Source organism: Pandoraea pneumonica (assembly GCF_049918595.1).
GTDB lineage: Bacteria > Pseudomonadota > Gammaproteobacteria > Burkholderiales > Burkholderiaceae > Pandoraea > Pandoraea pneumonica_A.
In genome coordinates, this window is sequence record NZ_JBNCRZ010000001.1 from 1,419,031 (window position 1) to 1,431,079 (window position 12,049).

At 62.1% G+C, this 12,049-nt stretch carries 8 protein-coding genes; 4 read left to right on the plus strand and 4 right to left on the minus strand.

Annotated elements, in window-relative coordinates; translation table 11 throughout:
- Nucleotides 1-301 precede the first annotated feature (301 nt).
- Both ACPWR9_RS06480 and ACPWR9_RS06485 read left to right on the plus strand, forming a co-directional pair.
- Complete coding sequence (locus tag ACPWR9_RS06480) at nt 302-1,549, plus strand: MFS transporter (protein ID WP_150679258.1); 1,248 nt, start codon at nt 302-304, stop codon at nt 1,547-1,549.
- Between the two features lie 348 nt (nt 1,550-1,897).
- Nucleotides 1,898-4,195, plus strand: a complete 2,298-nt coding sequence (locus ACPWR9_RS06485) for an NADP-dependent malic enzyme (RefSeq protein WP_426295981.1) — start codon at nt 1,898-1,900, stop codon at nt 4,193-4,195.
- 118 nt (nt 4,196-4,313) lie between these two features.
- Here ACPWR9_RS06485 and ACPWR9_RS06490 read toward each other — a convergent pair whose 3' ends face one another.
- Nucleotides 4,314-7,880, minus strand: a complete 3,567-nt coding sequence (locus tag ACPWR9_RS06490; RefSeq protein ID WP_426295980.1) for an indolepyruvate ferredoxin oxidoreductase family protein — start codon at nt 7,878-7,880, stop codon at nt 4,314-4,316.
- Nucleotides 7,881-8,478: 598 nt separating this feature from the next.
- Between ACPWR9_RS06490 and ACPWR9_RS06495 the strand changes: the two genes are divergently transcribed.
- A complete protein-coding gene (locus ACPWR9_RS06495) occupies nt 8,479-8,697 on the plus strand; it encodes a hypothetical protein (protein WP_150679255.1) in 219 nt (72 codons plus the stop codon).
- Nucleotides 8,698-8,964: 267 nt separating this feature from the next.
- A complete protein-coding gene (locus ACPWR9_RS06500; protein WP_426295979.1) occupies nt 8,965-9,453 on the plus strand; it encodes an Lrp/AsnC family transcriptional regulator in 489 nt (162 codons plus the stop codon).
- 88 nt (nt 9,454-9,541) lie between these two features.
- Here the strand turns inward: ACPWR9_RS06500 and ACPWR9_RS06505 are convergent, their stop codons facing one another.
- The 3 genes from ACPWR9_RS06505 to ACPWR9_RS06515 form a co-directional block, all read right to left on the minus strand.
- Nucleotides 9,542-10,192, minus strand: a complete 651-nt coding sequence (locus tag ACPWR9_RS06505; protein WP_150679253.1) for a GNAT family N-acetyltransferase — start codon at nt 10,190-10,192, stop codon at nt 9,542-9,544.
- A 249-nt stretch (nt 10,193-10,441) separates the two neighbouring features.
- A complete protein-coding gene (locus ACPWR9_RS06510) occupies nt 10,442-11,089 on the minus strand; it encodes a TetR/AcrR family transcriptional regulator (protein WP_426295978.1) in 648 nt (215 codons plus the stop codon).
- Nucleotides 11,090-11,098: 9 nt separating this feature from the next.
- Complete coding sequence (locus ACPWR9_RS06515; protein ID WP_426295977.1) at nt 11,099-11,887, minus strand: DUF1835 domain-containing protein; 789 nt, start codon at nt 11,885-11,887, stop codon at nt 11,099-11,101.
- Nucleotides 11,888-12,049 lie beyond the last annotated feature (162 nt).

Here is a 12,049-nt window from a genome sequence, read left to right on the forward strand (position 1 = left end):
CGGCGCTTAAACGCGAATTATGCCACAACATTCAGCAATCGAGCGGTCAATTATGCACGGAGCGTATATTTTCTGTGCGCAACATACGCGCAGAGTGACCGCACGGCGCATATGAAAAATACGTCTCGATAGATGAATCCAAAAAAAGAGACAGTTGCCGAGGCTTTATGACAGGCATACACTCACGCCGAATTTCAGGTTAGGTGACCGCCTAGTCACAAGTCGACTGCGCGGATATCCGCTCCCCCTGTTGCCCCCTTTTGTCATCTTCGCCAACGTACGCCGGCCGGAGCCGCCCAACATGTCCAACGATTCAACGTCTCTCTCAGCCGCGAGCGCCGTGCCTAACAGCACGCAAGACAGCGGTTATGCCAACCGCGCGCTGTGGGCCTCCGCCATTGGCTACGCCATGGACGGCTTCGACCTGCTGATTCTCGGCTTCATTCTTCCCGCCATTGCTGCCGATCTCGCGCTGACCAGCGCACAGTCGGGCGCGCTCGTCACGTGGACGCTCGTAGGCGCCGTCGTGGGCGGCATCGTCTTCGGTATGCTCTCGGACCGCTATGGCCGCGTGCGTGTGTTGTCGTGGACGATTCTGTTGTTCGCGGTCTTCACCGGCATGTGCGCACTGGCGCAAGGGTATTGGGACCTGCTCGCGTATCGCACGATCGCGGGTATCGGTCTGGGCGGCGAGTTCGGTATCGGCATGGCCCTGGCGGCGGAAGCTTGCGCCCCGGCACGCCGCGCACGCGCCTCGTCGTTCGTCGGGCTGGGCTGGCAGGCCGGGGTGCTCGCCGCTGCGTTGCTCACGCCGGTGCTGCTGCCGCTGATCGGCTGGCGCGGCATGTTTGCCGTGGGCCTGCTGCCTGCCGTCGTGTCGTTCGTCATGCGCCGCACGCTCGGTGAGCCGGAGCTCTTCATCGCGCAGCAAAAGCAACCGCGCGAACACGCACCGCTCAAGCTGCTGGTGAAGGACTGCGCCACAACGCGGGCAAGTCTCGGCGTCGCCATCCTCTGCTCGGTGCAGAACTTCGGCTACTACGGCCTGATGATCTGGATGCCTTCGTATTTGTCGAAAGCGTTTGGCTACTCGCTCACCAAGTCCGCCATGTGGACCGCCGTGACGGTGCTCGGCATGGCGTTCGGCATTTGGCTGTTCGGCCGACTGGCCGATCGCTTCGGCCGTCGCCCGACCTTCATCGGTTACCAGATCGGGGCCGTGGTGATGGTGTTCGTCTACGCTCAATTGCAATCGCAGTTCGCACTGCTGATCGGTGGCGCCGTGATGGGCATGTTCGTGAACGGCATGATCGGCGGCTACGGCGCGCTGATCTCCGAGCTGTATCCGACGGCCGCGCGTGCCACGGCGCAGAACGTGCTCTTCAATATCGGCCGTGCGGTCGGCGGCTTCGGACCGCTCGCGGTCGGCGCGCTCGCAGCCGCGTACTCGTTCAAGATCGCGCTCGTGTTCCTCGCCAGCATCTATGTGCTGGATATCATCGCCACGCTGTTCCTGATCCCCGAGCGTCGCGGCGAAGCGCTTTCCTGAGTTTTCCTGCTTTTGCCAGCACATTCCTGCTGGCAGGGGGCGGCGCACAGCACAACTATGCTGCCGCGCGCCGCCCTCAAGCTTTCGGCGCAAGGTGTACACTTTGCGTCCTGCGGTGCGTCCGGCGCGCCGCAAGCTCTGGGTCTGACGCGTGAAAGCGCGGTGTAGAAGACCCGGAGGAGCGGGGGCCATCACGCCGCCGCGCAGCGAAGAACACCGTCGGCGACAAAATCGCCGAATCCCTCCGGTTGGCTCTTCCCGCCGTGATCCGTCACAAGACTGCCGTGCCCGCGCGCTACCCTCGAGTTGCCGTCGCCCGGCTGTCGCCCTGTATTTAGGTATCGAGATATGGACAAACCTGACTTGAAAGAAAGCGCTCTGGCGTACCACGAATTCCCCCGCCCGGGCAAAATCTCGGTGACGCCGACCAAGCCGCTGTCGAACCAGATCGATCTGTCGCTGGCTTACTCGCCGGGCGTTGCCTACGCCTGCGAAGCGATCGCCGAAGACCCCCTCGCCGCCAACCGCTACACGTCGCGCAGCAACCTCGTGGGCGTGATTACCAACGGCACCGCCGTGCTGGGTCTGGGCAATATCGGCCCGCTCGCCGCGAAGCCCGTGATGGAAGGCAAGGGCTGCCTGTTCAAGAAATTCGCCGGCATCGACGTGTTCGACATCGAACTCGCCGAACACGACCCGGACAAGCTCGTTGAAGCCATTGCCATGCTCGAGCCGACGCTCGGCGGCATCAACCTCGAAGACATCAAGGCGCCCGAGTGCTTCTACATCGAGAAGAAGCTGCGCGAGCGCATGAAGATCCCCGTCTTCCACGACGATCAACACGGTACCGCCATCATCGCGTCGGCCGCTATCCTCAACGGCCTGAAGGTCGTGAAGAAGGACATCGGCAACGTGAAGCTGGTTTGCTCGGGCGCCGGCGCTGCCGCCATCGCCTGTCTGGACCTGTTGGTGAACTTGGGCCTGAAGAAAGAGAACATTCTGGTTCTCGACTCGAAGGGCGTGATTCACACCGGCCGCGACAAGCTCGACGAGAGCAAGGCGCGCTACGCCGTGACGACCGAAGCCCGTACGCTGGCTGACGCCAGCAACGGCGCCGACGTGTTCCTCGGCTGCTCGACCGCCGGTGTGCTCACCGCTGACATGGTCAAGACCATGGGCCCGAGCCCGCTGATTCTCGCGCTCGCCAACCCCGAGCCGGAAATTCGCCCGGAAATTGCCAAGGCCGCTCGCCCCGACTGTATCGTCGCCACCGGCCGTTCGGACTATCCGAACCAGGTGAACAACGTGCTGTGCTTCCCGTTCATCTTCCGCGGCGCGCTCGACGTGGGCGCGACGACCATTACGGAAGAGATGAAGCTCGCCACCGTGCGTGCCATCGCCGAACTGGCGCAGGAAGAAGAGCAGAGCGAAGAAGTGGCGCGCGCCTATGAAGGCCAGTCGCTCGAATTCGGTCCGGAATACATCATTCCGAAGCCGTTCGATCCGCGTCTGATCATCAAGATCGCACCGGCCGTCGCGCAAGCCGCGATGGACTCGGGCGTGGCGACGCGTCCGATCAAGGACATGGATGCCTACCGCGAACAGCTCGGCACGACCGTCTACCGCACGGGCTTCATCATGCGTCCGGTGTTCGCTGCGGCCCGCGCGCGCTTTGCAGCTAACCCAGCCGCTAACACCGCCGCTCGCATCGTGTTCGCCGAAGGCGAAGACGAGCGCGTGCTGCGCGCGGCGCAGTTCGTGCTGGCCGAGCGCATCGCCAAGCCGATCATCATCGGCCGTCCGGCCGTGGTGGAAATGCGCCTGCAAAAGATCGGCTCGAAGCTCAAGCCGGGCGTCGATTTCGAAATCGTCAATCCGGAAGACGACACGCGCTATCAGCGTTGCTGGCAGGAATACCACAACCTGGGCGCCCGTCACGGCGTGACCCCGGAAGTGGCGAAGGCCGCCATGCGCAAGGACAACACGCTGATCGGCTCGATCCTCGTGCGTCTGGGCGAAGCCGACGGCATGATCTGCGGCATGATCGATACGTACCACCGTCACCTCGACGTGGTCGATCAAGTGCTGGGCCGCGCTGAAGGCGTGAGCAACTACGCCGCCATGAACCTGTTGATGCTCGAGAAGCGCAACCTGTTCATCAGCGATACGTACGTGAACGAGACGCCGACGTCGGAGCAACTCGCCGAGATGACGGTGCTCGCCGCCAAGGAAATCGAGCGCTTCGGCATCGCCCCGAAGGTGGCGCTGCTCTCGAACTCGAACTTCGGCAGCGTGAAGTCGGCTTCGGCACAACGCATGGCGCGCGCCTGCGAACTGCTGGCCGAACGTGCACCGGAGCTGGAAGTCGACGGCGAAATGCACGGCGACGCAGCCCTGTCGGAGTCGGTGCGTCGTGCGGCCTACCCGGCCTCGCGTCTGGCCGGTGAAGCCAACCTGCTCGTCATGCCGAACGTGGAAGCCGCCAACATCACGTACAACCTGCTCAAGATGACGGGCGGTGAAGGCGTGACGGTCGGTCCGTTCCTGCTCGGCTGCGCCAAGCCGGTCCACATCCTGACCCCGGCCGCCACCGTGCGCCGCATTATCAACATGACCGCCGTGGCTGCTGCCAACGTCGTGCGTTGAGGAGCTGATGGGCATGCCGCCGGGGTGACCCGGTGAGCATGTCTGCCAGCGCAGGATAAAAAAATCCCGCCAGTCGCTTTCGCGCTGGCGGGATTTTTTATGGGGCTGTCAGTACGGCTTACGCGGCCACGCGATGCGAACTGCCGTCGCGGAACTGCGTGAGCAACTTCGTCCACTTGATGCGCGTGGCGGCGAGGTTCTGCTCCTTCACATGGCCATAGCCGCGAATTTCTTGCGGCAGTTCAGCCAGTTGCACCGCCAGCGCGACGTTGTGCTCGTTCAGGTGCGAGATCAGTTCGTTCACCAGCGCTTCGTACTCGCCGATCAGCGCACGTTCGGTACGACGCTCTTCGGTGCGCCCAAAGATGTCGAGCGCCCCGCCGCGCAGGCCCTTGAACTTCGCCAGCACACCGAACGCCTTCATCATCCACGGACCGTAGGCCTTCTTGATCAGATGCCCCTTGTCGTCGTGCTTCGCGAGCGACGGCGGTGCCAGATGGAAGCGCAGCGAGAAGTCGCCTTCGAACTGCTCGTTCAGCTTCTTCATGAACGCCGGGTCGCTGTACAGACGCGCGACTTCGTACTCGTCCTTGTAAGCCATCAGCTTGTACAGCGCGCGAGCAACCGCTTCCGTCAGCGGCATTTGCGACGCGCCGTTGTCGATGGCCGATTCGGCACTGCGCACGCGATCGACCGTTTGCTTGAAGCGTTCGGCGTAAGCGCGATCCTGATACGCAACAAGCTGGTCGTAGCGGCGTTGAATCAACGCGTCGAGTGCCTTGGGCGAGTGCAGCGTAATCAGCTTACCGCCTGCGGCCGACGATTCCGGCGCTTCCCCTTGTCGCGCGAGCTTGCGCACGCTGGCGAGATCGTGCGCGGCACGACGTCCCCATTCGAACGCTTGCTTGTTCTTCTCGATCGACACGCCGTTGAGTTCGATGGCGCGCGTGAGGGCCGCGTACGAAAGCGGTACCCAGCCCTTCTGCCACGCGAAGCCCAGCACGAACGGGTTGGTGTAGATCGTGTCGCCAAGCAGACGCAACGCGAGGTGATTCGCGTCGACGAAATCGACGCTGTCGCCAGCGGCGGCGCGAATATCGTTCTCGGTGCTCGCGCCCGGGAAACGCCAGCTCGGGTTGCGGATGAATTCCGCCGTCGGCGTGTGGGCGCTGTTCACCACGATGTTCGTCACACCGTGCTGCACGCGCGAGAGCGTGTCGTCGCTGGCCGTCGTGATGGCGTCGCAACCGATCACGACGCGGGCATCGCCCATGGCGATACGCGTGGCGTGAATGTCTTCCGGTTGCAGCGCAATCTGCACGTGGCTCGTCACGGCGCCACCCTTCTGCGCCAAACCAGTCACGTCGAGCGTGGTTACGCCCTTGTTTTCCAGATGCGCAGCCATGCCGAGCAGACCGCCGATGGTCACCACGCCAGTGCCACCCACGCCCGTGACGAGAATGCCGTACGGACGCGTGATCGGCGGGAGGGCCGGTTCCGGCAGCGGCGGCAGACCTTCGTTATCGACCTTCGCCGTCTTGGGCTTGCGCAACTGACCGCCTTCCACCGTCACGAAGCTCGGGCAGAAACCGTTCAGGCACGAGAAGTCCTTGTTACAGGTCGATTGATTGATCTGACGCTTCGTGCCGAATTCCGTCTCGAGCGGCTCGACCGAGAGACAGTTCGACTTCACCGAGCAATCGCCGCAGCCTTCGCACACCGCCTCGTTGATGACGACGCGTTTGGCCGGGTCGGGATACGCACCGCGTTTGCGGCGGCGGCGCTTCTCGGTGGCGCATGTCTGGTCGTAGACGAGGATCGTGGTGCCCTTCACCAGCCGCAACTCGCGCTGCACGCGGTCAAGTTCGCTGCGGTGGTAGATCGGCACGTCGCCCACGAGCTTCACGCCGTCGTACTTCTCCGGCTCGTCGGTGACGATCACGATCTTCTCGGCACCTTCGGCCGCCACCTGCGCCACGATCTGCGGCACGCTCAACGTGCCGTCGACCGGTTGGCCGCCTGTCATCGCGACAGCGTCGTTGTAGAGAATCTTGTAGGTGATGTTGACCTTCGACGAGATCGCCGCACGAATGGCGAGCAACCCCGAGTGGAAGTACGTGCCGTCGCCGAGATTCGCGAAGATGTGTTCGTCGCACGAGAACGGCGCCTGACCGATCCAAGGCACGCCTTCTCCGCCCATTTGCGAGAAGGTGTCGGTCTTGCGGTCCATCCACACCGTCATGTAGTGGCAGCCGATGCCCGCGATGGCGCGCGAGCCTTCCGGCACGTTCGTCGACGTGTTGTGCGGACAGCCCGAGCAGAACCACGGCTTACGTTCGGCCGCGACGCGCGGCTTGGCGAGCGCTTGCTCCTTGGCTTCGATGACCTTCAGGCGCGTGTTGATGCGCTCGCGCACGTCGCTCGGCAGTTCGAATTTTTCCAGACGCGTGGCAATGGCCTTCGCGATCAGCGCGGGCGAGAGTTCGTAGTGGGCGGGCAGCAGCCAGTTGGCCATCGGCACCGACCATTCACCGCCTGCGCCGTCCTTCTCGTCGAACTTGCCGTACACGCGCGGACGCACGTCGTCGCGCCAGTTGTACAGCTCTTCCTTGATCTGATATTCGAGGATCTGACGCTTCTCCTCGACCACGAGAATTTCCTGCAAGCCTTGTGCAAACGCGCGCGCACCCTGCGCTTCGAGCGGCCACACACAGCCCACTTTGTACAGACGAATACCGATGCACTGACACGTGGCTTCGTCGAGCCCGAGGTCGGCGAGTGCCTGACACACGTCGAGATACGCCTTGCCGCCGGTCATGATGCCGAAGCGGGCGTTGTCCGAGTCGATCGTCACGCGGTCGAGCTTGTTCGCGCGCACGTAGGCGAGGGCGGCGTACCACTTGTGGTCGATCATCCGCGCTTCTTGCACCAGCGGCGGATCGGGCCAGCGGATGTTCAGGCCGTCGGGCGGCATGATGAAGTCGTTCGGCAGGCGGATGTCGACGTTGTGCGGATCGATCATCACCGAGGCCGACGACTCGACCACGTCCGTCACGCACTTCATCGCGACCCAAAGACCCGAGTAACGGCTCATCGCCCAGCCATGCAGGCCGTAGTCGAGATACTCCTGCACGTTCGACGGATACAGCACGGGAATACCGGCCGCCTTGAAGACGTGTTCGGATTGATGCGCGAGGGTGGAGGATTTGGCGGCGTGATCGTCGCCAGCGAGCACGAGGACACCGCCGTGCTTCGAAGAACCTGCCGAGTTGCCGTGTTTGAGCACGTCCATGGAGCGGTCGACGCCGGGCCCCTTGCCGTACCACATCGAAAACACGCCATCGAACTTGGCGGGATACAAATTGACTTGCTGCGAACCCCAGACGGCGGTGGCCGCGAGGTCTTCGTTCAAACCGGGCTGAAAGACGATGTTATGGCCGGCGAGGTGTTGCTTGGCCTTCCATAGCGACAGGTCGAGGCCGCCGAGCGGCGAGCCGCGATAGCCCGAAATATAACCGGCGGTGTTGAGCCCGGCAGCCGCATCGCGGGCCTGCTGCAACATCGGTAGTCGGACTAGTGCCTGAATGCCGCTCATGTAAGCGCGACCGCGCTCGAGCGTGTATTTGTCGTCGAGCGTGACCGACTCCAGCGCGGCCAGCAAGCTCGGATTGACGGGGGCGTTCATGGGGTGTGCTCCTCACTCTCACTGATTTTGGGATCGCCAAAACTTCCTGCCCCCCCGCTCTCGTGAAGCAGGACGGCGGTGGTGATGCAAAGCCTCTTTACGTCCCATGGATGAGCGATGTCACGCCATGAGCGGGGCCTTTTTTCGTGATGCTGTGACCAGTCGCAACTATGGTAGCACCGGCGTCACGGCGTCGCCCAATGGGCGTGATGCGCACGGTGCGACGTCTCTTCGGTGTCTGCCAAGTTGTCGATCGAAGGCAGTATAGCGAGGATTGTGACGTTTACGTAAACGTCATGTAGCTGGCGTAAACCCTTCCTTTTGTCCCATGCGCATCATCCCAATATCGAAGGACGGATGCGGCGTTATGACACGCCGCGTCTTTCGGAATTCGCCGCAAAATGGCGGCAATGTGTCGCGATTATGTCGATAAAGGTACGCTTGTCGGCGATTTCTGACACGCGGGTAACAACGTGTAACGCCTGTCGGCGATCGGGAACGGGCAGGGCAGAATGCACACTAAGTTGCGTTACCCGACAGATGGAAATACGACATTGCGTTTGAGAAGTACCCAAGCAACACGAAAGAAGGAGTCACTGTGAATCAACGAAACATCGCCAAATTCCTGCTGGTTTCCGCTTCGTTTCTGACCCTGGAAGTGAGCGTCGCACGTGCCGATGAACTGGCACGCGACAAGGCGGCTGAACCTACCCCTGTTACTGTTACCCAGCCGCAGCGCACGACGCAGCAGCCGCAACGCTACGAAGGCCCGCTCGACCAGCGCACGATCGATCCGCGAGAATTTCAACGCCGTTAAGGCGACCACCGCTTCCACCGGTCTGGCTGCCCATCGCGAGCGCATCCAAGCGCAGCGAAGCCGGACCTAGCAATACCCTGCGAGCGTCACCTGCCCGGTGACGCCGCCCCAAGACCACAGGGCGCCGACCGATGAGGCTGGCGCCTTTTTTATTGGGCGGCGACTTCCTTGTAATGCCTTGTAATCGGTTAAACAGGGTGATGACTTTATGATTTTCGTATTTTGACGCAATATCATTGCTCATAAATACCAAAATCAGGGGGAGAAGTGCCAAAGCTGGAATTGGACAAGATCGACCGCCGGATTCTCGCGCTGCTGCAAAGCAACGGCCGATTGTCCAACCTCGAAATCGCCGAACAGGTGCGGCTCTCGCCGAGCCCTTGCCTGCGCCGCATCCGGCGTCTGGAAGAGGCCGGGGTCATCCGTGGCTATGTCGCGCTGCTGGAACCCACGCGGCTCGGACTCGGGCTGCTGGCGTACGTCAACGTCAGACTCGACAAACGTCATCCCGGCGATGGGCAGGGCGGCACGGTAAACGAGCACTTCCGCAACGTCGTCGATACATGGCCGGAAGTCGTCGGCTGTTACGCGATGGCTGGCGACATGGATTATCTGCTACGTGTGCACGTCGGCGACATGGCGCACTTCTCGCGCTTCATGCAAAAGCAATTGCTGATGCATCCCAGCGTGGTCGACGTAAAAACGAGCTTCGTCCTCGATCAACTCAAGGAGACCACGGCGTTGCCGTTGCCTTGATGCTGGCGATTCGCCATTGTGACGAGACAAAAAGAAACCGGCCACCAGGCCGGTTTTTTTGTTTCCTGCTGAACGCCCGAACGTTGGGTCAGGCAGCCTTCGGCAGGAGCGCACCGAACAGACGGCGTGCGTTGCGCACCTGACGCTTGATCGCGTAATCGAACGCGGCGACCTGGTCCTGCATCATTTCCGAGAGCATCGACTGCGTATCGGCCGGCGGCAGGCTGAGGTAGCCGTCCGCTTCGCCGTACGCATAGTTGATTTCCATCCCAGCCTTCTTGGCGATGCGCATCATGCGGGCATTGCGCGACAAGCAGTGCATGTACAGCGTATCGACGCGCTTGTTGCGGCAGTGGATGGCAGCACGTTCGAACAGACGCGAACCGATGCCGCGGCCACGGGCCGATTCCAGCACCGAGACGCCGAATTCAGCGACACGGCCGTTCTTGCCTTCGGGAAGTTGTGCCACGTGGGCGACGGCGACCAGCGCCAGATTGTCGTCGTAGACACCGAACAGGCTATCGCGTGCGAAGTCGAGGCTGGCGACGTAACGGGTAATCACGTCGTCCGTGACGGCCTGACCGAAGCGGAGCAAGCGGTCTTCTTCGCCCAGCGCCAGAAAATGGCGTTGCAAGCGGTGGATATCGCCGGATGTCAGCTCGCGAATCAGCACGCTCGTCCGCTCGTTGGCGGCAACCGTCGCGCGGGCGACGTCGGGCGTGTGGTTCGGGGCAGTCATGGCGCAATCCTTTGTATTCTTTCGAGCGTGCACTGAATTGTGCGGCGCAAAAGAATTATAGCCGAACGGCTAGGTAAAAACCCTAGGAAATAAAAGTGCGCGGTGGAGGGAAACGTCTAAGTGACTGAAGAATGGCGTGTTTTCACGGTACATCGCATCACGGCATTCGAAGGGGAGTTGCTGCGAAGCAACAAGAAAGGACGATATTCGCCCTTTCTTACGAGAGTGATCACTTACTTATTTTGATGTTCAGGCTTTGGCGGTACCTGACGTAGCGTTGTCCGCCGTGTCGGCCAGCGGTTGCGCGAGTCCATGCTCTAGCACGCCGATGACTTCGTTGGCGAAGTCGCGGTAGCGCATGCGGCCGCCCGGCTTGAGCCACGTGAAGGTCCAGTTGATCATGCCGAACAGCATCATCGTCAGCGCCGTCTGGTTGGGCTTGCCCACGCGATCGGGGAAGGCGCGCGAGAGCTGGCGGGCGAATGCACCGACGACGTCGCGCTGGCGGTTGAGCACCACTTCGCGTTGTTCGTCGTTGAGGAATTTGACGTCGTTGAGCAGCGCGATATGTCGTGTCTGCGACGTCTCGTACTCGTCGAGGAACGCCCGGATCAGTTCATGGAAGGTTTCACGCTCGGAGAGCCCGCGCCGCTGACCGAGGGCCTCGACTTCCGTGACGATCAGCATCAGCCGCTGCGTGTAGCGGTCGAGCAGGTCGAACAGGATGGCGTCCTTGCTGGCGTAGTAGTGATACAGACGGGCTTTCGACGTGCCGCAGGCGGCGGCCAGTTCCGACATCGACGTGCTGGGATAGCTCGCTCGGGCAAATGCCTCGGCGGCGACATCGAGAATCTGTTCGCGCTGCGACTCGTGGTCGGGCGCCTTGGTACGTGCCATAAACGGGGGTTACTCCAGTCGTAAATCGCACGCTGCGGGCATGGTGGTGTCGCCGCGCAACGCGAGCCGGCCCGCCGCACCGAGTTCGCGGCAGCGCCAGAGCAGAAAACTGTCGGTCGCAAAAAAACCTTCGACGCGCGGCATCATTTCACCGAGAAACGCGGCCATCGGCATCCATGTCACGGGGGCCTGATCGAGAATCTGATCATCGATCTCGGCGAATGTCGCACCCTCGAAGGTGTTGTGCACCCAGCGACGCACTTGCGTATTCACTTGCTTGAGCGCCCGCCATTCCAACGACAGCCGTCCGATGCGCAGGAGCGAAATCGGGGCGATGCGGGCGAAGCGCTCGGCCAGCACTTCCGGCGCATACATGCCAACGCTGGTGCGGCGATTGGCGTCTTGCGCCATCGCGGGCTGCGTCAGGTCGGTGCCGCGCAGCAGAATCTCGTTCAGGCGTGCGGGCGTGTTGCGCAACGTGAACGCGACACGCCGCAGCGTGAGTTGATCGGATGCGCTGTCGCCATGCCAGCAAACCACCGCGTTGTCGCCTTCGGCCAAACGTTGCAGCGAGGCCAATTCCTCGCGCAGCTCGCCCGCGTAATCGCGCCCGGCCGACGGGATGACGCGTTGCCAAAAGGCAGCGCGTTGCCGCTCGTTCTCGTCGATTTCGCGCAACGGGCCGACGGCCAGATCGTCACGCAAGACAAGGACAGGGTCGGCGCGAAGCGCTTGCGCCATCGCCGCGCGTAACTGCTGCGCGGCGACATCGCCACAGACGACATGGATGGTATTCATGCCGGTAGTTTACGGTATTCCCGGCACCTCGGGTTGACGCTCCCGTAATGCCGGGAATAATCGACGCATTGGCGCGATTTCAAGACATTTGCCGCTGCGTTGAGGGAGCGTTCGCACCCGGTGGTACGTCGATGGCAGGTGTTTTGCCTTGTTTTACCGTGC